Raw genomic sequence first — 24,995 nt, forward strand, 5'->3', positions numbered from 1 at the left:
ATGCAAATAGGAGGATGCTGCGGATGAAACATATAGCGGACCGAACGAACAAAGCTGCGACAACGCAATCAACGTCGGTTCAGCCATTTGCCGGGGGCATCTTGAATAAATATAAAACAACAGCTGGTCGCAATCGTTTTGAGCGTGCAGCCATGTCGCATGTACTCAAAAGCCAGCCGAGCATTACTCAGCAAACCTTGCATATCCAAGTCGTTGCTCCTAAGCCGGAAGCACCAAAGCAACAGAGCAAGAAACCATTGCTGCCAGGTGCAAAGCCCAGGGTCGAACGAATCATCGAGCGTGAACGCGTGACGGTCGAACGCGAGAAAATTGTTTTTCGCGACGTAACGCATGTCATAAGAGAGCAAAGAACGGTAAGGGAAATGGCAATGACGCAGCCTGCTGAAGCAGATACCGCAATTGAGGTGAAGCGAAGCAAGCAGATCGCCAAGCAATTGGAAACAAAAGCTCAAAGCAGCACGAAGGAGCTTGAAAAAACAGTGCGCAGCATGCAGCGGCAAGCCGACTTGGCACTGGAGCAGAATCGAAATCAAGCCGAAAAGCGTATTAGCAGCTTAAAGCAGCAAGTAGAAAGGTCTGAATCAGACAAGAGCAAAAATATTGGGCATGCAGCGCAAAATACTAGAAAACAGCCGGAAAAGCGGCTGGAACATAGTGAAACTCATCAAAAAGAGAATGCTCGCTCCGATAGGGGGCATTCGGTAGAGCATAAGCAAAATGCAACTCATACCATAAAGCTTAACCCTGAATTGTCAAATGGACCAGAACCGCAAATGCACGGCAGGCCTGTTAAGGCACTAAAAGCTGCGCAGCTAGCGGATTATTATAAATGGCTGGAAGCAAGGCTTCAGCCGGGTATTCGAATTCAATCGATTCGCGGGCTAAGGGAGCTTCGAAAGCCCTTGGCCAAAGAAAATATACAGCTTTTACCATCAGCGCCTCGTTCTGGCGCAGCATCAGGTTTCAAGCCGATGCAGCTAACGAATGCAAGACGGGCAGTTTCTCGGCAGGAGCAATCAGCCGAGAGCCTGAGGCAGGAGGCGGAGCGTGGCGCGGCGACTGCGGGTTTGGAGCGGCGCGAGGCAGCGAAGCGGGCCGAGGGTCTGAGACAGGAGGCGGAGCGCGGCACGGCGACTGCGGGATTGGAGCGGCGCGAGGCAGCGAAGCGGGCCGAGGGTCTGAGGCAGGAGGCGGAGCGCGGCGCGGCGACTGCGGGTTTGGAGTGGCGCGAGGCAGCGAAGCGGGCCGAGGGGCTGAGGCAGGAGGCGGAGCGTGGCGCGGCGACTGCGGGTTTGGAGCGGCGCGAGGCAGCGAAGCGGGCCGAGGGTCTGAGGCAGGAGGAGGAGCGCGGCGCGGCGACTGCGGGCTTGGAGCGGCGCGAGGCAGCGAAGCGGGCCGAGGGGCTGAAGCTGGAGGATGGCAGCAAGAACAAGCTTGCAAGCGGGAATAGGCGGCAAGCGCTGGAGCATCGTACCTATCCCAAGCAAACGAAAGAGCAGCAGTCAGATGCAGCCGACAACAAGTACGATGAGCATATGCCTTCTGACGGGGGTAAAGCTTCCAGAACGAATGCAACTCTTGGACGCGCAGCTAGTAAGCCATTTGAAACACGGCTAACGGGTCATTCCAACAAATGGGTGATATTAGGCTCGATAGCCGATTATGACCGCGTAAGACTTCAATTGTTAACGATGCAGCGCAAGCCGCAGTCATTGAATTTACAATCCAAGCAGCAAAATGACACAAGCAGCTTTGCGATAGCTGCAAAGCGCTTCATCCATCGAACACAGCGCATGCAATCGGAGTATTCCGATGCAGGCGATCATTCACATATAGCTAGGCCTAATGATCAGATTAAGGCAAGCATGGACCCACCGGCCCAACCACAAGCAAATAGAGAAAAGGCTGCTGAGAAAAGCAGCGTTTCAGACAGGACCGCAAAAGCCTTAGTACGGAATAATGCATCAACGGCATCATCTTCAACTAAGTCCGTCATATTGGATAAACGGAGCCGGAATTTCATTCATGGGTTGCCGCAAACAGCTGTAACCGCTCTGTATAAAACAGCGGGACGCGGTGAAAAAAATATATCGACGAAACCGATGTCATTGATTTTGCGGCGATTTGAAGAGAGGCAATCCAAGCGAACGGTTGAACGGTCTTTATTACAGGCACAACGACAGGCTGTAACGAATGATGCGAGTCGAATCAGGGAGAGAGACGTTCAGCAGACCGCGTTGGATACATGGAAGCAGCAAAATGAGCCAGTCGCGTCACGAAGCCGCAAAGCAATGATTCATAGAAAACCAATAATTGCTGAAGCTCCAATGAATCCGGATGGACAGAGCAGCGATCGTACATATGCCGCGGGAGCTACACAGAAGGATATACAAGCACAACAAGTTCAGCAAGCGTCAAATGCGCAACAAGCACAGCAATCGTCACAGGCATCAAAAGCGCAACGATTATCACAAGCGTCTCAAGCGCAACAAGGTTCACAACTAACACATGCAGCTGCGCAATTGAAAAGCGAATCCGAGAAGCCAGCTGGCATGAACATGCCGAATACAGCACGCGGCCAATTGCTTGCCCGGTCAACGAACGGGAAAGCGAAGCTTTTACGGAGCCCGCAAAGACTATTGCATAAGCAGCAAAAGAAGACTCGGAATCCGATGCCTAGTGATAGCGGAGTGACAACGAAGGGCATTAGACCCATTCGCCAGGCAGTTGAACCTTCCGAAATGACAAACGATTCCGCTTCGAGAAATGAGTATGCGGCAACAGGTTTAAAAGCAACGAGAAAGCGGCAGCGACAGGAAACCGAGCTTATACAAGCCGAAAGCAAGGTGGTTGCGCGAAGCCTGAAAGCGAATCCCATCCAGGCGAAGCCAAGCGATCAGACATTAGCGTCACAAAGCGATGTTTCTGCTCAGACGCTGCAGCGTTCACAAGCTGCGTACCTTCAGCAGGAGGTAAGGCATAAAGAACAGCTCATTGTTAAGAACGCTCGAGGAATAGATCATTCCTTGCAATCCGATCATTCAGAAGCTAATCATCCTAATACATCGTTAAGAACATTGACAAGAGCGGCCGTTGTGCCGCGCACGACTACAGCTGATTTAAGCAGACTGTCATCGAGTAGTCTGGTACAGCGGTTCGATCGCGGACAAGCCGGCTTGAAGAGCCAATCGCAGCAGCATCGTCACCATGCAGGCTCTACTAAGCTTGCTGCGGCTGCTGCGACTAGACCAGCACAGGCTACCATTCAGCAAAAAGCGGCAAAAGCTTCCGCAGTGGCTGCATTGAAGGCATCCGATCTCATGCGCGTTTATCCGGCGCTGAGCGTACAGAGAAAGCTGTCTATCGAAGCTGACGGTGCGGAACGCAAGGGTGAAGAAACGCGGCCAGTCAGCACACAGCTATCCAGTGCAATGAAACCGGCAGCGAACCGCGCGCATCGGCAAGCACAGCCTGCTGTTTTTGCAAGCAAAGGCATGAGAACGGGAAGCCAGCTGCTGCACACTTTGCAAAAGCGTTCCCAAAGCGCAGCCGCTGCGCAAGCAAGCAGCCAATCGGCGCTGCGTGGATTGACGACGCTCGTACAGGCGGGCGACGACACGTTAAAGAACGGGGTGCAGTCAAGTGCCGCAGCTAGCGAGCAATCACCGCTTAGCTATGCAGCGAAGGGGAGCAACCGCAACGGCTCCGGGATGCTTGAAGCAAGCGCGGCATTGCCGGCATCCAGGGATAGGGGGGCCATGCCAACGCTTGCCCACCATAAGCCCATGCAGGCTGTTCCGCAGGAGCCGCCGCGCCAGGTTAAGGTAGAGGCACCACGCGAGATGGATCCCGATAAGCTGCAAAAAATGATTATGAAAATACCGCATCTTCGCCCGGAAGCGATAGCGGATCAAGTCTATCAAGCATTAGAGCGCAAAATGAAGCTGGAGCAGCGAAGACGAGGCTACTAGAGGAGCCGGACAAGGAGGGAATGGCCAATGACTTTAAGCAAAGCGCAGTTTTGGATTTTTCGTTCAAAAGAAACCGAGAAGGTAGACGTTCTATTTAACCCGACCGAGTATGAAATGGAGTCGGGCAATCAATATTCGGAGCAGGAAATAGCCGGCCTGCAAACCCCGCTCTCCCAATTCACGAGCGGCGAGCGGACGACGCTAACGCTGAATTTGTTTTTCGATACCTATGAAGCTGGTATTGACGTGCGTACCCATACCTCCAAAATCGTAGGCATTCTCGATGTTGATTCGGATCTGCATACACCCCCGACCTGCAAGTTCATCTGGGGTTCGCTGGATTTCAAAGGGGTAATTACGAGCATTACGCAAAAGTATACCATGTTTCTGGAAACGGGCGTACCCGTCCGCGCATCATTGACGGTTTCCATGCTCAGCTCTCAGACGATGAAGGAGCAATATCAAGAAATCCCCCGTCAGTCCGCCGATCGAACGAAACAAAAAACGGTCAAGCAGGGTGATCAGCTGTGGTCGATTGCTGCAGAGGAATATGAAGATCCAGGGGCATGGCGGCATATCGCCGAAGCGAACGGCATTGACAATCCACGCATGCTGCTATCCGGAAGAAGCTTGACGATTCCGAGATTGGAGTGATGGAGAGTGGCCGTTACTTTTGAAAGCCTGGAATCCAAATACGGTGATTTCAATGCGCCGGAAGTAGATATTTTAATAGAAGGACAATTAACGAAGCTCTCCAATATGGCCGTTGAATGGGTCGATGTTGAGCAGACGACGGACGCGCAAGCGGATATTGCACGATTTGCGATATCTAACGGCTATATCTGGAGCGAGTCCCGCATGCAGTGGGTCGGATCGACGATTACGGTAGGCAAGAAGCTGCAGATCAAGCTGGGCTATGCGGATAAGAAATCACTTGTTTTTGATGGGATTATTACGGGTTATTCGGTCGATTTCCCGTCCAACGGAAGTCCAACGGTAACCGTAACGGCAATGGACAGATCCTTCCTCATGATGAAATCTGCGCATTCCAAGGTGTGGAACCAAATGAAGGATACCGATGTCGTCAGACAAATTGCCGGCAATTACGGCCTTTCCGTCGACTTGGACGATACGACGGTTACCAAAAAGACGATCGAGCAGATTGGGGTTAGCGATTATCATTTCATTCGTTCCCTAGCGATGGATAATGACCGGCATTTTTACGTCGTGGCATCCAAGCTTTATTTCAAAAAACCTAAAACGTCCGGTTCGCCGCTCATAACGCTTAAATATGGGAAGAATCTCGTTCAGTTCACGCTTACCGTCGATGCTTCCAGCCAAACCTCGCAGGTCAAAGTGCGCGGCTATGACGTTGACAAGATGCAGGCCATCGAGTCCGTTGCGAGCTCGGTAACGGTTATCGGCTCGAACGCAAAGAGCGGGCCAAGCGTTGCGAGCATGCTGTCTTCTCAAAAAATGGAAGTTGTATATACGCAAGCTGCATCAATGGAAGAAGCGCAATCGCTTGCGAAGGCGATGCTGGATCGAATATCGAGAGAGCTTGTCATCGGGCACGGCACCTCAATCGGGTTTCCTGAGATGAAGCCTGGCGAGCTGATCAAGATCGAAGGGCTTGGCAGCGAGAAGCTGGATCAGCAGCTGCGATTAACGAAGGTAACGCATCGGCTTGACGCGACGAGCGGCTACATGATTTATTTTGAGACGGAGGGGAATGCGATATGAGCACCATGTATCCTGGTTTTTTTGACCAGCATCAGCGTTCCATGCAATCCGAGCAGCTGTCCGGCGTCTGGAATGCGATCGTTACCGATAACAAGGACCCGGACAAGCTTGGCCGCGTAAAAGTGAAATTTCCGCTGCGAGAGGGTGAGCTGCAGACGGAATGGATCCGCGTCGCAACCTTAATGGGCGGCAACGATATGGGATCGCTCTTTTTGCCGGAAGTGAACGACGAGGTGCTGGTAGCATTCTTAATGGGACGCCTCGATCAGCCTGTTGTCATTGGTTCATTGTGGAGCAAGAAGCAGAAGCCGCCAGAGCCGAACGAAAAAAACGATGTCCGCAAAATCAAGACAAAGACCGGCCATGAAATTACGTTCGACGATACGAGCAGTGCCGGCACGGTAACGATAAAGACTTCAAAGGGGCATAACATTACCTTCGCCGATAAAGAGAAGACGGTAACGGTGGAAACGCAGGATAAACAGCAGTCGATAAAGCTGGATGAAACCGGCAAGAAGATTACGATCAAGTGCGGGACCACATCGACGATCGAGATGAATGCTCAGGGCGATATTAAGGTTACGGGGACGAAATCGGTCACCGTGAAGGGCACGCAGGTAAAGGTGGAGGCCGATGCGTCGCTGACGCTTCAATCGAATGGCATGCTCGAGGTTAAGGCCACGGGTATGCTAACCCTTAAGGGCGCTATGGTCAAAATCAATTAACAGCGAAGGGGGCTGCAGCTTGTGTCGGCATCATTTTTGGGAAAAGGATGGAAATTCCCGGTTCAGGTTGACGCAACGACCGGCCGCATTCGGATGGCGGAAGGCGAAGAGGACATTGATGAGTCGATTCGCATCATTATACGAACGTCTAAGGGCGAGCGTTTGATGCGGCCAGACTTTGGCTGCGGGCTGAGGGATTTCGTTTTTGGTACGACGGACGAAACCTCCTTGCGCTTAATCGCGAGCGATGTGCAGGAAGCGATCCGAATCTGGGAGCCGCGTGTTAAGGACGTCGAGGTGGAAGTAAAGCCGGACCGCGAAAACAACGGACGCGTGCTAATGAATGTTTCCTATGCCGTACGTTCAACAAACAATTTATTTAATCAGGTCTTTCCTTTCTATTTGGAGGAAGGAACGAAATAACGGGAGCGAACAACGTGATGAAGCACGGGGGAAGTAAGGGCGGTGACAACCGTCCGCCAAAAATAAACCATAATACGCTCTCCTCCTTTATGTCTCAGCTGAAGGAGATGGCACCGCATTACACGCCGGAATGGCGCTTCTCACAAGAAGAGCCGGATGCGGGGACGGGACTCGCCTATTTGACCGCCGAGATGCTGGAGGGAACGGTCAAGCGGCTCAACCAAGCGCCGCTTAATCATTTTCTTGCTTTTCTTGATCTTATTGAGGTCAAGCTGCAGCCGCCTAGACCAGCCCGCGCTTCGGTTGTTTTTCAGCTTAGCGAGGGTGCGGTAGATCCGGTATATTTGCCTGCTGGAATTGCTTTGACTGCTCCTCATCCAGAAGGCGGTGAGCCGCTTGTCTTTGAAACGGAGAAGGTGCTGCTTGCAACGCCTGCCAAGCTGATGGAATGGATCAACGTCCATCCGGAGCGGGATCATATTGCAACTGCCGCGATTGAATACGGCGATCGCCTGAAAGGCGGCCTTGCAGAGCCGGTCAGCCTGTTCGATACGAGCTCGAAGCAGAATGAGCAGGAGCATACGCTCTTTATTCGCCATGACGACTTATTTCTAGTCGATCGTCCGAATCGCTTTTATCTGAATGTTCATCATACCGAAAAACGGTATTCAGAGCCGGAGCTTGCTGCTTCGCTTGCGTCAGAGTGGGTAGAGTGGACTTATTTCTCCAACGGAAATTGGGTGGCTTTCGATTCGGCTACAGCTGCCGGAAATATGGTCGTATTACATAAGAAACAAGCAGGAAAGCTTGAAAAGACGGAGCATGAAGGCATAAGCGGACGCTGGATCCGCTGTACGCTGAAGCAGCTTCAAGGTACGGCTTCTCCTTTGCTGAAGAAGCATTTGGAAATGGACAAGATCAGGCTGCGCGCTGCTCATGATGCCGCAAACGACGACGTTGGCATCCAGCCAGGTGCCTTGTACTTTAATGACACAGAGCTGCTGCGCGATGGCTTCTATCCTTTCGGCGAGCATTTTGTTCCATATTCCGTATTTTATTTGTCCTGCGAAGAAGCTTTCACCAAGCGCGAGAGCAAAATTAAATTGTCGTTCAAGGCGAAAGCGAATCCGAGCAGGCTTCGCATGGCGCAGGATCCGGAAGTGAAATGGAAGATGGTTATGCGGACCTCGGACTTTGACGAGAAGGACCCGCCGCGTATTTGCATTCGGAGCGTGCAGTGGGAGTACTGGGATGGCGGTAACTGGGCAAGGCTGCCGGGCTGCGAGCGTTACGGCGGCATGTTCGCAGAACTGCCCGAGCAAAGCGAGAGAAGCTTCACGCTGGATTTCATCTGTCCCGAGGACATGACGCAAACCTTTGTCAACGGTGCATCCGATTATTGGATCCGGGCACGTGTTCTACAGACTGATCCGATTATTGCTCCCGTTGTTGAATATATGTCGCCGTGGTTAGGCGAGCCGTCGCTCTCTTATGCGCATGGATCGCAAACCTTGTTCATGCCGGAGCATGCCTTTACGAGAAGCAATATCGATAATCGTGACCGAACGATTTCGGCTCAACAGGGTGGGCAGTCATTTAAGCTGTTTGAACCGATTGAAACGAGTCATCCCGCGATGTATGCTTCCTTTGACATGGCTCCGCTAAAAGGACCGATTCGTTTGCATATCGAGCTGGAGCGAAGATTCTCGGTGCGCAATCAGCCGCCATGGGTGGAATGGGAGGCGCTCTGCCTCGAAGCTGGCCGTTACGTGTGGCAGCCGCTCAAGGTCGTTGACAGTACGGAAGCCTTTACGGTAAGCGGAGAATTACAATTTGTGGGTCCGCCGGCAATGGTTTTGGCAAGATTGTTCGGTCGCGAGCGATTTTGGATACGGGTCATCAATCGGGATAGTACGCTTGGAGATTCTTATCCAAGCAATCCGATTGCAAAGAGCATGCATTTGAACGCCGTATCCGTCAGGCAGCAGATCAGTCAGGAGAAGGAGCTCACGATTCCGTCTGACGGATTCGTACATTTAGCTCCAACCGCTTATATAGAAGAAGAAGTATGGGTGGATGAACTCGAGCATGTCACGCCAATGGACCGAATCGCGCTAAGCGATGCAGAACCAGACCGTTACATGCTGCAGAGGGATGGAGACGGGAATGACCAGCGCTTCTGGGTGAGATGGAGGCCGGTTGCATCGCTCGCTGAATCCGGGCCGATCGACCAGCATTATATGCCGGACCATGCCGGAGGTACGCTGCAGTTTGGAGATGGCGTCCGAGGAAAGATGCCTTCCTCCGATACAGCGGAAACGGTCCGCGTTCGGTTCAAAACGACCAGCGGAGCCAGCGGCCATGTGGATGCCGGTCAAATAACAGGCATGGTGCTCCCGTTTGCTTTCATTAGCAGCGTGAGCAACCCAGCGCCTTCCATCGGCGGTGGCGACGCGGAGCGAGTCGAGCAGGTGCTCGAGCGAGGACCGCAGCGGCTTAAGCACCGCGGACGGGCCGTTACAACTAAGGATGTGGAGTGGATTGCCCGAGAAGCCTACCCGCAGATTGCCAAGGTCAAATGCCTGAGCAATCGCAATGGTCTGCTGGAGCGGTCGCCTGGCTGTATGACGGTAGTTGCTTTCCCGTCAGGCGGCTTGGCGAATGCGGCGCAGTTTCCCGAGCTTCGCAAGGCAGTCGAACGCGAGCTGACGCGGACGGCCTCGAATATGGTCTCCCTCAGCGGATCTATCCGTGTCATCGAACCGGCATACTTGGAGGTGTCCGTCCACGCGACGGTTGCGACGGAGTCGGTAGACGAGCTGCTGCCGCTTGAGCTAGCCTGTGCGGCAAAGCTGAATGCGTTCCTCGATTCCGTTTCGGGAAATGTGGATGGAAACGGCTGGAATATCGGCGAAGCATTGCATGTGTCGGTCCTGCATTCTCTCCTGCATGCGGTCCGATCGCTGTTATACATTGAGCGGCTGTATTTGCATGTGATTAAGATTGAAAATGGCGTAAGGACGGAATGCGATCCAACGCGAATGGATGAAGTCATACACGGTATCGTTGTCAACGGCGTACATGCCATTACGGCAATACCTGCCCCTAAATAACGGCTGATACCATGCATTGAGCTTGATATGAATGCTTAAGAGAAAGGAGAGATCATATGCTGCCAAGGCTGCCCTTGGACGACCGCACCTATGCGGAGATTGTTCAGCAAGCTAGAAGGCTTATTCCGAAACGCGTGCCGGAATGGACGGACGAGAACGCGCATGACCCGGGCATTACGTTTATCGAGCTGTTCGCTTGGCTGACAGAGATGCAGCGATATTTCATCGGCCGCGTACCGGACCGAAACAAACGCAGGTTTCTGGATCTGCTAGGCATTGCGCCAGCGGATGCCAGCTCGGCGCAAGCGATCGTGCGTTTTTCGAACGTGAAGAAAGCGATAACGCTGCCTCGCGGAACGAAGCTGATGGCTGAGGATCAAATGTTCGAGACCGAAGCATCCCTTTCGCTCGTACCGCTCGCGCTGGATCGAATTGTTACCCGGACAGAACGGGAAGCGAATGATGTTACGGCTACCAATGATCATGCGAACGTCGCCTTTTATGCATTCGGCAAGGATGCGAAGGCAGCCTCGAAGCTTTATCTTTCCTTTGACCGCGAGCTTGAGCCGCAAGAGCAAATAACGATTAACGTTAAGCTGCTGGAAGCAGGCGTCGACATGTTAAAGGATGCGGAACAGGAGTTTGTCGTGGACCGCTCCGCTATTTCTCCGTCAGCCCGCCTTTCCTGGAAGGCTTATTGCTGGGATGAGTCTTCGGGCTCCTCGGGCTGGATGCCCGTTGAGATGATCGAGGATGAGACGCTGCATTTGACGCTAAGCGGAAAGATTACGTTTGCGATTAAATCGCAAATGCGCAGCGTCACGGTGCATCCCGCCAGCGAGCAGGCCCGATATTGGATATGCGCTACGGTTGAGGAGGCGGGCTACGAAATGCCTCCCCGCATACGCCAGCTTATGCTGCACACGGTAGCGGCACAGCAGAAAGATACGTTAAGCGAAATCGTCGATTTCATCGTTGACGGAGAGCCAAACGAAGAAATACATATAGATCGCTATTTGGCTGTTTTCGGGCAAATACGCGTTCAAGTAAAGGATGCGGACGGAGCTTGGCGATACTGGCAGGAAGCTCCGTCATTCGAGAATCTGCCGCCAATGGACCGACCGCCATCCGTATTTGCCCTTGTCAGGCATGAAACGCTGGACAGCGTGACCGTCAAGTTCAGCGACGGCTTGTCAGGCGCAATTCCTCCGCCTGGACAAACGGTAAGAGTCATTGCGAGCGATGCCAAATTCGATCTGTACAGGCAGGTTGGACGAAGCAATGGACTCCCGGAGCAGACGTTTGAGCTGTACAGCCTGTCTTGCAAGAAGCGTGACGCTTTGCGCTTGCAGGTAGGCGTGCCCGAGCCGCAAGGCGCTTACCGGTGGCAGGATTGGACGCGGGTAGATGAATTTGACCGCTCCAAACCGGAGGACCGCCATTTCATATACGATCCGGCCAAACGGCTGATTCACTTTGGCAATGGAGAAAGAGGCGCCATTCCGGAAGCAAGCATCGATACGAACATCGTACTCATAGCCTGTGAGCTCGGAGGAGGAGATCGGGGCAATGTGAAGCCGCATCTCATTACCGAATGGGTGAATGAGGCTCAGAAGGCTTTGCATATAAAAGCGGACAACCCCGGCTTTGCAGCAGGCGGAGCAGAGGCTGAGACGCTGCAGATCACCTTGCAGCGGGCACAGGCGGAGCTTAAGCATACATTCCGGGCCGTTACGAACGAGGATTACGAGACGCTCGCAAGAGCGACGCCAGGGGCTGCCGTTGCTAGGGTGCATGCCATTCCGCTATTCAAGCCAGGATTAGCCGATTATCCGAGAGAAACCGCTCCGGGACAAATATCTGTCGTCGTTGTGCCGTTCGGTCTGACGGATACGCCTACCCCGAGCGCCGGTTTTCTGCAAACCGTAAAGCGTCATCTGGATTCGAGAAGGCTTGTAACGACCGAGGTGCATGTTATTCCTCCCGTTTATATTAAAGTGACGGTGAATGCGGTTGTGGTCGTTGAGCCGCAGTTCGTGGACGAAGGACAACGCTTGGTTGAGCATTTGAAAAAATTGCTTCGTCCGCTTGATGGCGAGCATGGAATAAAAGGCTGGACCTTTGGCCGCTCCGTGTATAAAGGCGATATTTATAGCGCATTGAGTCTTGGCAGCGGTGTCGTCTACGTTCAGGACCTATGGATCGATGCGGAGGGGCCGCATGTGAAGAAGAGCGCGGGCGGCGATATTATACTGCCGCCGCATGGTCTCGTTTTCTCGGGAGAGCATGAAATTGAACTGATAAGTCGCACGCATCTATAGCATTGTGGTAATCGGCTGCAAAGGAGGCACAGCATGAACGGACAAAACCACTTTTTCTCGATCAGCCGCGAGCAGGATTGGCAGCGCGGCACGGGATACAATCTGGACTATCATATCGCGGGATATGGTGTTCAGCGCGATAGCCGCTACGGCATCGCGGGAACCATACAACTGAATGAGCTTACCGGCACTGCACCGGTTAAGGAAATCGCAGTCTCGCAGCATGAGCATATGTATTTGCTGGATGAGCGTGCGGATCTCTGGATATACGACCGCCGCAATGCCGACCATAAGCGCTTGTTTACGCAGGGCCATCGTTTGTTTAGCCCACATGCCAGGCTGGCTGCCTCTGGTGACCTTCTCATTGCAGCCGACCGCTCGAGTGAAAGAAGGGTAGCCGCCTACCATACCGGGAACGGCCAGACGCTTTGGTCCAGAATGGGGGATGAGGCAGACGGGATTCCCCTGCACCCTCTCGCCATTGCGGCTGACGATCGCTATATCTATATTCTTACGCCGCTTGCTCTTGATCTTGGAGCGGACGAGCCGACGGTTGCGGAAGGGGCGAAGCTTGGCATTATTCAATTTACGCTGGGCGGGGCAGTCGCAGCCGTATGGAGCGATCCTGCTTTTACGCAGCATGTACGGGCCAAGCTTAGGCATCTGAACCGAACGTATTATATGACCATTGCATCGTCCGGCGAGCTTTATATATTCGATACGTTGTACGCCAAGCTTTTCAGCTTTCAGGCGAATGGCCAATTGAACATAAAACGGGAGCTTCCTTCGCTGCCATACGCAGGGCTTTGCGCGGATGGAAGCGGGAAGCTGTACGTAGGCGACACGCGTCAAATGGATCAAGTCAGCGAGGATGACCGGTTCATTACACAGTTGAATTCTGCCGGGGAGACCATCGGGCGCATTACGGGCTTCCGGGGCAAGGCAGACCAGCTGCTGATTGACGAGAAGGACCGCATGTACATATTGAACGGCGAGGATGGCACCGTTACGATATTAAATCTGCAGCCGCAAACATTGCTTATGGAGGAGACTGGCGTTCCGGAGGGTGTTTGGCTCTCAACCGCATTCGACAGCGCCGAAGCGGAGACGGTCTGGCACAAAATGGCGCTTGAAACGTTCATTCCAGACGGCACGCAGCTGCATGTTTCCTATTTCAGCCAAAACGAGGATAGCTGCATCATTGCCGGCAGCTACCGCAAGGTTGATGATTGGCTGGGAGATCAGACGATCCCTTACCGCGAGAAGCTGAAAGGGCTTGAAGGTTTTTGGTCGAAGCCCGTTATTAATCCAAATGACGCTTTGTTTTTTGGGGCTAAGGGTCGATATTTATGGTTAAAGATGGAGTTTATCGCATCGGAGAGATATACGCCTCTCATAGAATCGATGCGCATTTATTTCCCTCGGGACACGTATCTGTCTTATTTGCCGGCAGTTTACCAAGAGGACCCGGCCAGTCGCGATTTTCTTGAACGTTATTTATCATTATTCGGCACGTTGTTCTCCGGCATCGAGGAGGATATCGAGGATTTATCTCGGTATATTGATCCGGAAAGGGCGACCGGCGAGCATCTTCGGTGGCTTGCGACCTGGGTTGGTCTGGAAACCGATGATTACTGGACGGATGACCAGGTGCAAGCTTTTATCCAAGCAGCACCAGAGCTGTACCGTTACCGCGGCACGCGTCAGGGCTTAATGAAAACCATTGAGATTTATACGGGAGTAAAGCCGCTGATCGTGGAATACTTCCAAACGAAAGCGATGCGTGACCATGCGGAGCTGCGTCAATTGACGGATCAGCTGTACGGGGGAGATCCTTATACCTTCACCGTGCTGCTTAAGCCGGAGCAAGCCCCGTCCGAGAAGCAGCGCGTCGTGATCGAGCAATTGCTCGAAGAGCAGAAGCCAGCCTTCACGGAGGCCAAGCTTGTGCTGCTTCAGCCATGGATGTACTTGGATCTGCATACATACCTAGGTATTAATACGGTGCTTACGGAGCCGTCGCTGCTTAAGCTGAACCCTGATCGGACGATGCCTAACGATACGCTAATCGTAGACATTGGCATGGAGAAGCGCCTAGATGTCCATACACGCTTAGAAATGGATTCAGAGCTGGAATAATATAAAAACGCGAAGGAGCGGTACAGGTGAAAAAATCGAGGCTGTATCCATTTGAGAGAAATCGTTATTTTTACGGGAAGCTGCTTACAGTGCGCGATTTCGAGTCTGAGCAGAAATATTTCAATGACAAAAGAAGATTGCTGAACCGCCTGCTTTACGGCAGCGGCGTATTGTCGGGCATGCAGGTTGTGGCTGTTGACGATAAAACGATCTCCGTTGAAATGGGCGTAGCCATCGATTATATCGGACGCGAGCTCGTCATCCCTTCTCCCGTCACGCTCAAGCTGTCCATGATTGAGGGCTTTACGAACAATGAGTACAAGAAAAACGTCTACTTATGCGTCGCTTATGACGAGAAGGGCAAAGAGCCCGTGCATTCCGTAGGCAATTCGGCCATTCGCAACGATGAAGTAAGCGAATATAATCGGGTGCTGGAATCCTACCGCCTTTTCATTAACGAAGAAGCACCTGCTCCCTCCTCCTTCGAATTCGTCCGCTTGCTGGAAAATGTCGTGACGATTTACGAGGATGCGAACGTGCGGATTACGCAGCGCATGCCTAAGTATGTTAATGTTGGCGAGGTTGTCGAGGTCAAGCTGGTCGTTGAGAAAACGCTGCAAACACCTCGAATTGCGTTTCAGTATGATTACGAGGCTTCAGGCTTCACCTCTGTCGGGCATGACGGCAATAAGGTGGTGTTCGTAGAGCCGGGCGACGCGCAGGAAACGGAATATGCGGTGAGCTTCCATGTGAAAGCTCCGCAGACAGCGGGCGTAAAAGCGGAGCTATCCGTTCCGAATCAGGCCGCTAAGCTGACCATTGGCGATTCAGCTATCCCGCTGGACACGAATGCCAAGCACAGCATTGATGTGCTGGATGAGCCGGTAGCGAATCGTATTCTGAAGGATTGGCATGAGCGGACGCTGGAACAGGCCGTTGAAGGCGCAGCGGATCAAAGCATTTGCTTAGCCAAGATCAGCTTGCTGCAAATGGGCCCAACCTATATGATCGAGAAAGTGGATCGGGTACCTTTTGACGAATATATTGAAAGCACGTCACTGCTGCAGCGGCTAACGCAAACCTCGCGGGGTTCATCGCTTAATAAATTTTATGCCAGTGCCGAGACGCATGATTTGGAATATGACGCGAAGCCATCGCTGGATGTACAATACCATCCGGATCGCAATGAGTTTGACTTCAAGCTCGGCATTCCGCGGCCTCAGCATTTGTATGATGAAATCGCAACCGGAACGATGGAGGTGGCGCTTGAATCAATCGGCAAAACCGGTGGATTCTTTTTCTCCCGCGGCAAGAAAAACTACGTATCCGAAGAAATATCGCATGGCTTAGGCGAAGGCCAGGTTTCGGTGGTCGTTGGGCTTGAAGAAGTCGATCGGACGGTGCTCGCAGACCGGACAAGCACGATGAAAAAAATCTATTACGGTCAAAGCGATGTGTTCAAAGGGACCGAATTCGAGCCTGACATTCCTAATGTGTCGCTCGGAACGATCGTTTATCCCGAGAAAGGCAGTTTCCGTATCGGAATGAAGCTGCAGGGAGAGACGGAATCGGCGGCATCCGTCATTGCAGTGCGCTGGTGGGCATTCAAAAGCCTTGGCGCTGGGCAAGCTGCCCCGTTAGCCGATGATCCCGCAGACGAGGGCCTATCCGAGGCGGCAGCTTCGGAGCAGGAGTAATCGAAATAAGCTGTAGGGAAGATCAACGCGTGGATGTTGATCTTTCAGACAGCTTTTTGTTTATCCACGCGGAGGCTAGGTTGATAAGCTATAATGCTAGATAGATTTCGCAATTAAAGCAATAGCTAACGAGGCTTGCAAGAATAAGAATGCTACTATAGATGCGAACATGGTGATGCTGCCTAATGAAAGCGCTCCATAATTGAAGCAGGCTGAAGGAAGCAGCGCATGGAATCAATTTGCGAACAGGAACAGGTAAAGGAGCTTAATGAGTATGAAGCAAGAAAGCTCTTGGTTGAGCTTCTTGAGCTGTCCTTCCGCGGTATACCCATTGCGATACACCAATATGAGGTTCGAATCAACAGGAGGAATATAGAATGAAACCATTGTACGGGAAGGACTCGGTCATTCCGAATAAGAAAAAAATCGTATTTTTGGGGGATAGCATCACAGATGAGGGAACGTATATCGCCTACATGGATGCGTATTTGCTTCAACATTGGCCTGGGCATGAGATTACACTCATTAACCTTGGCGTAAGCAGCGAAACATCATCGGGTCTGAGCGAGCCGGAGCATCCGTTTCCGCGCCCCTGCGTGCATGATCGCTTGGAGCGGGCGTTAGAGGAGAGCAAGCCTGACTGGGTCGTGCTTTGCTATGGGATGAATGACGGTATTTATTATCCCTTCTCTGACGAGAGATTTGAAGCTTACCAGAGCGGCATCCTCCGCGCAGTCGAGCTTGTCAAAGCCGCTGATGCCAAAGCCATTCTGATGACGCCGCCTCCATTCGATGCGGTATCCTACGATGCGCCGATGCAGCCTGAAGGCCAGTCTCACTACAGTTATGCTGCACCTTTTGCCCGGTACGAGGAAGTGTTGAAGCGGTATGCGGATTGGGTGCTTACTTTGCATGGCAGAGCAGATGCTGTCGTTTCCATCCATGATCCATTGCTTGAGCTGTGGAGTGAAAAGCGCGAGAAAGATTCCGATTATGTAACCGGTGACGGCATACATCCAGGTGCTGAGGGGCACTGGGTCATCGCTCGTGAGCTGCTACGCGTATTATTTAATGTATCGCTCCAGCAGGTCCCGCAGCATGTGCTGCAGCCGGAACAGTCTCCTATATTCGCAGCGGTAGCGGAACGGCATCGCTTGCTTAGCTCCGCATGGAAAGAGCATGTCGGCCATACCAATCCAAGCAAGGCAGATGCGTTGCCGCTGAATATAGCCATTAAGCGGGGAGAAAACTTGGCGGCGCAGATTCGTAACATCGCTTCGAAGCTGGATGTTGCCGCGTCGCATCGCAGATCACAATGGAAAGGTTATGAGCGGATCGATTTTATGCTGGAGGGCAGGGAGGGCCTGCTTGTATTTCCTAAAACATTCGCAGAAGGCAAGCCATGGATATGGCGGGCTTCCTTTTTTGATGCCTTTTCCTATGCGGACATGGCTCTACTTGAGCGGGGATGGGCAATCGCATATGATCATGTAAGCGATATGTACGGAGCTCCGGGTGCCGTCGCTCATATGCGAGTCTTTCAAGACTATGTGACAGAAGCCTTCGAGCTTTCCGCTAAGACCGTGCTATTTGGCTTTAGCCGAGGAGGGCTTTATTCCTGCAACTATGCAATCGCCTACCCTGAGCAGGTAAAGATGATGTATCTGGATGCGCCTGTATTGGATATATTGAGCTGGCCGGCGGGGAGAGGTGCTGGTACGAGAACGGAATTCGAGTGGCAGGAGTGCTTGGCTGTCTACGGCGTTAACGAAGAGACGGTGTCAGGGGCGAAGCTCTCTCCGATCGATAACGTGCAGACGCTTGCCGCTACGAATATACCGATATTGATCGTAGCAGGGGATGCGGATATTCCGGTACCGCTGTCCGAGAATGGCACACCGTTCGCAGAGAGATTTCGCGAGTTAGGCGGAACAATTTCGCTGATCGTGAAGCCCGGGGTCGGCCATCATCCGCATAGCTTAGAGGATCCCAGCCCAATCCTTGCGTTCATTCGGCTTTATTCTTAAGCAAATACAAGGCAAAGAGTCAACGGATACAAACTAAAAAGAGCGATGGCAGCCGTAGACAAGAAAAAAGCATTAGGCTGACCACCGCTTGTTTGAACGGACGTTTCCTGTATGTGTAATCTCGAGAGATGCCTCAATCCACATCCTAGGGGCCCCTTGTATTTTGGAAGTTTCGGCACTGTGGTTATGGCTCTCGCACCAGATGCACGTGGACGGACAGCTTGTAGTCTATCGTCGCTAATCTTACATCCTTTAATGCGTGGGGGCGTATTTTAATTTCCAGCCATTCGCGGTCCACTCCGATCTCGCGCAGCAGTGCATGTTCAATGTGACCATCCGCGATGATCGGTTTAGTTAGGTTAAAGGGTTCAGTGGGTAACTTCAGATCTGTTGGCGTTATAGGCTGAAAAGCCGCATTCATGAACACGGATAACGTTCCGCCAGGCTCCCATGCAGCAAAAGCAACCTTAGAGATATCGTCCACATTCGCTTTTCTGAGCTCCGCGAACAAAAACTCAATAGGCAGCTTAGCTTTCGATAAATTCCTGTAATCAAGCTTCCCCTCCTGGATAAGCGTAATCGCGGGAGGATCGAAAAATTGTTTGATTAGCGGGACCTTTAGGCTGAGCCAGATCGCGAGAACATATAGAATAACGAGCGAAACGGTCGTAATCATGGAGCCTTTAAGCCCAAGGTGCTCGTCCGATAACGGATGGGCAATAATGTTGCCAAGCGTCAGCGCGATAATAAAATCAAGAAACCTAAGCTGAGAAATGGAACGCTGGCCCATGAATTTGGCAGCAACGATCAGAAATACAAATCCGACAATACTGCGTAATATCCATCCCGTTGCCGTCAACGACTCTTGGCTTTTGAAAAAGTCCATATGTATATTTCCTCCGATACCCTCATTGTCTAAGGAGTATGCTTCCCTTTTTTACCAAAGCCATACCATTTGCTGAGCTGAATGCCTGTCTTGGCGAGCCTATTGGTGAATGGATCACTTATGATAGCAAAGGCATGAAGTACAAAGCCACCTCTCGCGATAAAAAATAGAATGTGAAAATTGGCTAAAATCATCCCAAGAAGGTTTATAAATAGAGAAAAGGCAGGCTGAGAGATCGCTCCCAGCCTGCCTTTTCTATTCGGATTCCGTTAGAATGGATGACATTTCAAGCCGCACGGGCTTGTTTTTATTCATTAAAAAAGTAAGCAGCGTGTTGCCTGATTTGAAAATAAGGTTCGTCCGTCCATTTTCGAGCTGCTCCTTGGCGGATACGGTTTTGGCCGCCAGCAAGCGGCTGTAGGTTTGCTCCATGATGACCGGGTTCCATGTCGTAAGCCGCTGGACATAAAAGGCTTCAGGATTGTCCGCGTCAACTTCAAGCACAAAGGATAGCTGCATCGCGCTGAAGGTTAACGTTTGAGGTAAAATAACCTCTGCGCCCAATTCCTCTTCAAGAAGCGTTTCATTGCCTGAAGCAGGTGCATCCGTCATTGTGGCGATATCTGTAATCGCTTCTGACTCGTTAGAAGCGGATAACGCCTGAACCTCATTGTTCGGAGCCGGCGATGAAGAAGGTACAGCACTCGCTTCTGGCGTTGCGGATGGCTGAATAGCTCCTTGATCCGTTTCCGTTGGCGTTGCAGACGGCAGCGGCGAGATCTCCGTTCCGTCTGGTTCGCTGGTAGCGTCCGGCAAAGCACCTTCTATGTCGGCTCCATCTTCGAGAGGCTCCTCTTCAAGCGGAAGAACTGGCGCATCAGGCGCGCCTAGCGTTTCTTGCAGCTTCACGAGCGAGAGGCTCATAAAGCCTTCGGCATAGAGATTGCCTTGTCGGAAAAAGCCTTTATAGAGGGGTGCGCCGTCCGCATCGAAGAGCGTACCTACGCCTTCGTATTTCCCATTTACGAACTTGCCGTCATAAACAACGCCTCCGGCGGCATTGAATGCTTGTCCGCTGCCATTCTGCACGCCATTCGCAAAAGAACCTACATAAACGGCAGAGCCGGTTTCATTAAACAGACTGCCAGCACCATGGTAGCTGCCAAGCAGGAAAGCGCCGTCGTATTTCACAAAGCCGGAAGGGAAATATTCCTTGGCTGGGCCTGAGAGCTTCCCTGCAAGAAAGTTTCCTTCGTACAATAACACGCCATTGCCGTCAAATTGTTTGCCGGCTCCCTCGTAGATGCCATTGTTGAACTGACCCTCGTAGAGCAGCTTATCTTTTCCGCTATAAAGCTTTCCGTCCCCGCTAAATACGCCTTTCACAAAAGCGCCTGCATAGATAATGCTGCCATCGGCGCCGAAGGCGGTGCCTGCGCCTTCATAGGCGCCTGCGAGAAATAGTCCCTCGTACTTGGGCTTCCCATCGGGATAAAACAGTGTTCCCGCACCGCTGTATTGGTCTGCTGCGAACGCTCCGCGGTAGAGCAGAATGCCTTCATCGCTATAGAGTTCGCCAGCTCCTTCCATCATTCCTTTGGCAAAGTCTCCTTGATATCGGAGCTTGCCGTCCGGAAAGAACAGCTTGCCGTTACCGGTATATTGACCATTCTCAAGCTGTCCTTTGAACAGCAGGTTACCGTCGGCGTCCATAATCGAGGCTGGTCCCGTGAAGCCTTTGTCGGCTGCGGCGCTCGCTTCGAGCTGCGGCGTGCGCCCGAACCATTTGTTTATAAACGCCGGAGGACTAATAAAGCCAAAATAAACGATGAAAAGCGTAATAATCAATACGAGTGCAATGAGCTTCTTCGCAATAAAATAACTGCCTACCCGCAAATAATTGTTAAGCGAGCGCAGCGGTCCGAATATGGCGGTAACCAGCCATTTGCGGATGACGGCAAGCGCACGCTTCGGGAGCGTCTTGGCGCGTTTGAGAGGGGCGATAATCTTCCGTTTAATCGGCTTTATAATGGGATTTAAAATTTGCTCAATCATATCATGGCACCTGTATCGTCATCTGTCCGGGATTGACGAACTGAATGACGCCTCCCCAGTTACACATGCATTTCGAAGTTTGATTGAGCGCGGGCATGTTGGCGACCAGAACGGTCGGGGAGCCCGGTGCCCATGGAGCGGCAGTAACCGGAATGCAAGGTTGGGGCGTGAGTGCTCCGAGTGCCGCAGCAGTAGCGGCTGCCACCATCGGGTTGGCCATTGAGTTGCAAACGCCAAAAGGCATGATATTAACCATTGGCTTGTTATCCATGATGTTCGCTATCGGCATAGCCGTCAGAACACGGTTGGCTGGCAGCACGTTTAACGTTCCTGGAGCTGCTCCGAAGGAGCATTGCATCGTAGCTCCGCCGCATACAAGTTGTCCCATAAAATTCCTTTCCGTGAGTGGGCGTTCAATAGCTTGCCCCTCCTGTGATCTACTATTTTAATAGTACTATAAGCCAATAGGACCATCAACAAAAACCTACTAAAATAGCTAACATTCGATGAATTATAACAAGTATACTGATGCGAAATGGCTAAACTTGTAGTACTATGGAAATAGTAGAATTTTGCAAGATGAAAGCGATGGTGCGCATGCGAAGGTCCACGTTGGGAATAGCTCTGCTGTTACTTATGGCAATCGGTCTAGGTTTTTGGCTTTATCCGAATGCCGATCACTTCCAAACCCCCCCGTATACAACAGAAAAACCACTTACTTATTTATCGAAAGTAGCTGCCGGACCAGAAGGGAGCACCATTGTTATTGGCGATTCCCGTCAAGAAATTGTAAGGATGAGCAGCGAGGGCTCTATCGAAGAGCTCGTCAGGCAGGACTCCAATGATGGAAGCAGGCATGATTTTACGGAAATTGCGGTTGCTGCCGATGGCACCATTTACGTCCTGGATACGATATTGGATGGCTACGGTCTTTATGTCCAAGAGGAAAGAATCGTCAGCTATACCCCTGGCGATACGAAGGGAACGCTTCTTTATACCTATAAGGGAAGCGGAACGAACAAGCGTGTCGGCCTGATCAAAGGACTTCAGGTTGCCGGCGACAGTATTTATTTCTACATAAACGAAGACACAAGCGTCACATTGAATCGATTGTCACCCGCTGGGGGCAAGCCTGAGCAGACGATGGCGTTCGAGCTGCCGGCAGATCGCTATTTATCGGAGATTGTCGGTTATGAAGCGGGGCAAATCTATTATTCTACGAAGCGCGGGGCCATATTTAACGTGAAGGCAGACGGCGTTAGTGAAATGTCGTACCCCCTTGAGGGAATGGACCGCACGCGCAAAAACTTTCCCGAAGGATTGCTGCTCGGAGAGAATGGGCGGCTCTATTTCATTGACCGTCTCGTAAATGCGGTTACAAGCATGAATGCGTCGGACTCCAGCGATTTGATTACGGTCATTGACGAAGCTGCATTAAGTGCTTTGGCACCAAACGCGGAGAGCCTCGACATCATGGATTTAACGCTTGATGCCGCGGGACGCATGGAGCTGATTCTGGGCGACAGCAAGGTTACGCTTGGCGAGGACAAGAGTCCGGCAAAGGTATTAATGAAGCTAACCTATGATCGAAGCACCATCGTTAAAGGCTGGTTGACATGGCTAGGCGCTGCGGCGCTGCTCATCATCTTGATTGTTCTAATTAGGCTGTTCTACGTGTACGTGCTAAATCGCAGAATTTCTTTATTTTTCAAACAGGTTTTCGCTATCGTGCCTATTCTGATTATCGCAATGATCCTATTATCGAATTTTATTTACAATAGCTTCTCTAGCAAAATGGAGGACGAGATGCAGAAGCAGCTTTCGCTGCTTGCGCGGAACGGACAAAATATTATTAACGGCGACCAGTTAAACCGTTTGACATCGCCTAATGACTATATGAGCAAGGACTACCAAACGATTCGAAGCAAGATGAATTTCTTGTTCGAAAGCGAGGATCCTGCCAACCGCAAAGGCTTATACAGCACGCTTTACAGATATGAGAACGGTGAAATCTTCATAATCATGGACGATGATGACGGCGTTAACATGTATAAGCCCTTTCCCGTAAACGAGCTGAACCGGCTTGTCGTCGAGAACGGCGAGGTCGTGACGGATCGCTGGGAGGACGCGACAGGAAAGTGGCTTTATGCGATTGGCCCTATCTATGATTCCTCGAACAAGATCGTAGGTGTGTATGAAACAGGCCGCGACGTCAACGTCTTATACCAATCCAATCAAACCATCTATAAAAGCATTATGCGCAATATCGGACTGATTAGCGTTGCGTTGATCATACTGGTTCTCGCGGTTACCTATTACCTGCTGTCATCGCTTCGTAAGCTCCGCAAAAGCGTGATGGAGATGGCGAACGGAAATTGGGATGTGAGGGTGAACATTCGCTCGCAGGACGAGGTCGGGGACCTTGGCGAGCAATTCAACAGAATGGCCGTCCATATCCGGACCTACATTAAGGATATTACATCCTTTAGCGAGGCGTCGCACCGGTTCGTACCGCAGCAGATTTTCAAATACCTTGGCAAAAAGGGCATCACGGATATCCATCTTGGCGATCAGGTTCAGCAGAATATGACCGTTATGGTGGCGAACATCCGCTCATTCCACCAGCTGTCCAAGCAGCTGTCTCCCAAACAGAATTTCGATTTCATGAATGCGTTCCTTAAGCGCTTCAGCCCATTCGTGCGGACGGAGGAAGGACTCATTAGCAAATATCTGGGAGCAGGCTTCATGGCGCTTTTCCCAGCCCGCAATGAGGACGCGCTTCGTGCGGCGGTATCCATTCGCAGAGAACTTGTGTCTTATAACGAGAGCTTGAAGGCTTCAGGCTACGCTCCCGTCGATCTTGGCATGGCGATCCATAAGGGGCCGTTGATGCTCGGCATCGTGGGTGAGGAGCAGCGCATGGAAGGCAACGTGATTTCGGATGACGTTAACATTACGGCAACGCTGGAGCGGATGTCGGATACGATGGGAGCATCGATTCTCGTAACGCGCACTTTCTTTGAGCAGCTGCGCGCGCCTGAACGCTTCCGTTTCCGTCAGCTTGGGCGGGTTCGGATCGAGGGCAAGGATGAGCCGATTGAGCTGATCGATGTGTACGAGGGCGATTCGGATACGGAGCGGGGCTTGAAGGACCGGACGAAAACGATGTTCGAGAAGGGCATTATGCTCTGCCAAGAGGGCCGTTTCTTCGACGCGAGGGAAACCTTTATCGAGGTTATTAAAATCAACCGTTTCGACAAAGCCGCAAAGCTGTATTTCTACCTTTGCGATGAATATTACCAGAAAGGCTCGACTGAGGGCTGGAATGGAACGCTGGCTGTTTAATTCCAACATACATGGGAGGCGGGCAAATGATTGTGGGACAAATTCGGTTAAGTCGCTTATCTACGGCAGAAGAAGCAGAGAAAATCGTTCAGTTTTTATTATCGGATCATTCGTTTGACGATACACGCTATACGCCCGGTGAGTTGGTCCATTTCCATGAGCTTCCTTACCGAGCGTTAAATGAAGCAATCTATTTCTGGTATGCAGAGGACGAAGACGGCAATGTTATCGGCATTAACTGTGTCGCGGAAAACGAGCAAAAAACGGGCGGCTACAGCTGGGATTATCTCGTCGTCCATCATGATTACCGCAAGGTAGGCGTCGCAGCCATGCTGATGGAGCAAATGTATGATTTTTTGAAGGCAGAGCAAGCCAGATATTTGGTCACATATACATGCGATTTGCCGGAATATGACCGGATTCGTCAGGTTTTTGAGAAAAGCGGCTTTACGCTAGTCGGCAGATGCCCGGATTATTACTACGAAGGGGAAGACCGGTTAATCTATCATCGAAAGCTGGTTTAAAGGGA

General features: G+C 51.7%; 15 protein-coding genes. 12 read left to right on the forward strand and 3 right to left on the reverse strand.

Annotated features, from left to right (window positions below; all coding sequences use genetic code 11):
• Positions 1-23 precede the first annotated feature (23 nt).
• From AC0YN3_RS11790 to AC0YN3_RS11835, 10 genes are all read left to right on the forward strand, one after another.
• Positions 24-3,992: a hypothetical protein gene (locus AC0YN3_RS11790; RefSeq protein ID WP_475775255.1), complete on the forward strand. Its 3,969-nt coding sequence runs from the start codon at positions 24-26 to the stop codon at positions 3,990-3,992.
• A 27-nt stretch (positions 3,993-4,019) separates the two neighbouring features.
• Positions 4,020-4,646, forward strand: coding sequence for a CIS tube protein (locus AC0YN3_RS11795; protein ID WP_475775256.1), 627 nt, complete (start codon positions 4,020-4,022; stop codon positions 4,644-4,646).
• 6 nt (positions 4,647-4,652) lie between these two features.
• Positions 4,653-5,735, forward strand: a complete 1,083-nt coding sequence (locus tag AC0YN3_RS11800; protein ID WP_475775257.1) for a phage late control D family protein — start codon at positions 4,653-4,655, stop codon at positions 5,733-5,735.
• Entirely contained in the window at positions 5,732-6,460 is a 729-nt protein-coding gene (locus tag AC0YN3_RS11805; RefSeq protein WP_441941335.1) for a phage baseplate assembly protein V, read from the forward strand. The genes AC0YN3_RS11800 and AC0YN3_RS11805 overlap by 4 nt, the downstream gene beginning before the upstream one ends.
• A 21-nt stretch (positions 6,461-6,481) precedes the next feature.
• Positions 6,482-6,883, forward strand: coding sequence for a GPW/gp25 family protein (locus tag AC0YN3_RS11810; protein ID WP_475775258.1), 402 nt, complete (start codon positions 6,482-6,484; stop codon positions 6,881-6,883).
• 14 nt (positions 6,884-6,897) lie between these two features.
• A complete protein-coding gene (locus AC0YN3_RS11815) occupies positions 6,898-9,996 on the forward strand; it encodes a baseplate J/gp47 family protein (protein WP_475775259.1) in 3,099 nt (1,032 codons plus the stop codon).
• Between the two features lie 56 nt (positions 9,997-10,052).
• A complete protein-coding gene (locus tag AC0YN3_RS11820; protein WP_475775260.1) occupies positions 10,053-12,317 on the forward strand; it encodes a putative baseplate assembly protein in 2,265 nt (754 codons plus the stop codon).
• Positions 12,318-12,350: 33 nt separating this feature from the next.
• The gene (locus AC0YN3_RS11825) at positions 12,351-14,456 is read left to right on the forward strand and encodes a phage tail protein (protein WP_475775261.1); all 2,106 of its coding nucleotides are present in this window, start codon (positions 12,351-12,353) and stop codon (positions 14,454-14,456) included.
• A gap of 26 nt (positions 14,457-14,482) precedes the next feature.
• Positions 14,483-16,153, forward strand: coding sequence for a hypothetical protein (locus tag AC0YN3_RS11830; protein ID WP_475775262.1), 1,671 nt, complete (start codon positions 14,483-14,485; stop codon positions 16,151-16,153).
• A gap of 377 nt (positions 16,154-16,530) precedes the next feature.
• Entirely contained in the window at positions 16,531-18,180 is a 1,650-nt protein-coding gene (locus AC0YN3_RS11835; RefSeq protein WP_475775263.1) for a GDSL-type esterase/lipase family protein, read from the forward strand.
• Between the two features lie 184 nt (positions 18,181-18,364).
• Here the strand turns inward: AC0YN3_RS11835 and AC0YN3_RS11840 are convergent, their stop codons facing one another.
• From AC0YN3_RS11840 to AC0YN3_RS11850, 3 genes are all read right to left on the reverse strand, one after another.
• Positions 18,365-19,066: a DUF421 domain-containing protein gene (locus tag AC0YN3_RS11840; RefSeq protein WP_475775264.1), complete on the reverse strand. Its 702-nt coding sequence runs from the start codon at positions 19,064-19,066 to the stop codon at positions 18,365-18,367.
• 255 nt (positions 19,067-19,321) lie between these two features.
• Positions 19,322-21,121, reverse strand: a complete 1,800-nt coding sequence (locus AC0YN3_RS11845; protein ID WP_475775265.1) for an MORN repeat-containing protein — start codon at positions 21,119-21,121, stop codon at positions 19,322-19,324.
• 1 nt (position 21,122) lies between these two features.
• The gene (locus AC0YN3_RS11850) at positions 21,123-21,509 is read right to left on the reverse strand and encodes a DUF4280 domain-containing protein (RefSeq protein WP_183557130.1); all 387 of its coding nucleotides are present in this window, start codon (positions 21,507-21,509) and stop codon (positions 21,123-21,125) included.
• A gap of 191 nt (positions 21,510-21,700) precedes the next feature.
• Between AC0YN3_RS11850 and AC0YN3_RS11855 the strand changes: the two genes are divergently transcribed.
• Together AC0YN3_RS11855 and AC0YN3_RS11860 are read left to right on the forward strand one after the other, a co-directional pair.
• On the forward strand, positions 21,701-24,466 hold the full coding sequence (locus AC0YN3_RS11855; RefSeq protein WP_475775266.1) for an adenylate/guanylate cyclase domain-containing protein: 2,766 nt from the start codon (positions 21,701-21,703) through the stop codon (positions 24,464-24,466).
• A gap of 26 nt (positions 24,467-24,492) precedes the next feature.
• Positions 24,493-24,990 carry a GNAT family N-acetyltransferase gene (locus AC0YN3_RS11860; protein ID WP_475775267.1) on the forward strand — a complete coding sequence of 166 codons (498 nt, stop codon included), beginning with the start codon at positions 24,493-24,495 and terminating at the stop codon, positions 24,988-24,990.
• The last annotated feature ends 5 nt before the right edge of the window (positions 24,991-24,995 follow it).

The sequence above is a fragment of the Paenibacillus sp. J22R232 genome (genome assembly GCF_056269165.1).

Coding starts and splice junctions, on each gene's coding strand:
- AC0YN3_RS11790 (WP_475775255.1), top strand. CDS start 24: ATGAAACATATAGCGGACCGAACGAACAAAGCTGCGACAACGCAATCA.
- AC0YN3_RS11850 (WP_183557130.1), bottom strand. CDS start 21,509: ATGGGACAACTTGTATGCGGCGGAGCTACGATGCAATGCTCCTTCGGA.
- AC0YN3_RS11845 (WP_475775265.1), bottom strand. CDS start 21,121: ATGATTGAGCAAATTTTAAATCCCATTATAAAGCCGATTAAACGGAAG.
- AC0YN3_RS11860 (WP_475775267.1), top strand. CDS start 24,493: ATGATTGTGGGACAAATTCGGTTAAGTCGCTTATCTACGGCAGAAGAA.
- AC0YN3_RS11805 (WP_441941335.1), top strand. CDS start 5,732: ATGAGCACCATGTATCCTGGTTTTTTTGACCAGCATCAGCGTTCCATG.
- AC0YN3_RS11820 (WP_475775260.1), top strand. CDS start 10,053: ATGCTGCCAAGGCTGCCCTTGGACGACCGCACCTATGCGGAGATTGTT.
- AC0YN3_RS11835 (WP_475775263.1), top strand. CDS start 16,531: ATGAAACCATTGTACGGGAAGGACTCGGTCATTCCGAATAAGAAAAAA.
- AC0YN3_RS11855 (WP_475775266.1), top strand. CDS start 21,701: ATGAAAGCGATGGTGCGCATGCGAAGGTCCACGTTGGGAATAGCTCTG.
- AC0YN3_RS11840 (WP_475775264.1), bottom strand. CDS start 19,066: ATGGACTTTTTCAAAAGCCAAGAGTCGTTGACGGCAACGGGATGGATA.
- AC0YN3_RS11825 (WP_475775261.1), top strand. CDS start 12,351: ATGAACGGACAAAACCACTTTTTCTCGATCAGCCGCGAGCAGGATTGG.
- AC0YN3_RS11795 (WP_475775256.1), top strand. CDS start 4,020: ATGACTTTAAGCAAAGCGCAGTTTTGGATTTTTCGTTCAAAAGAAACC.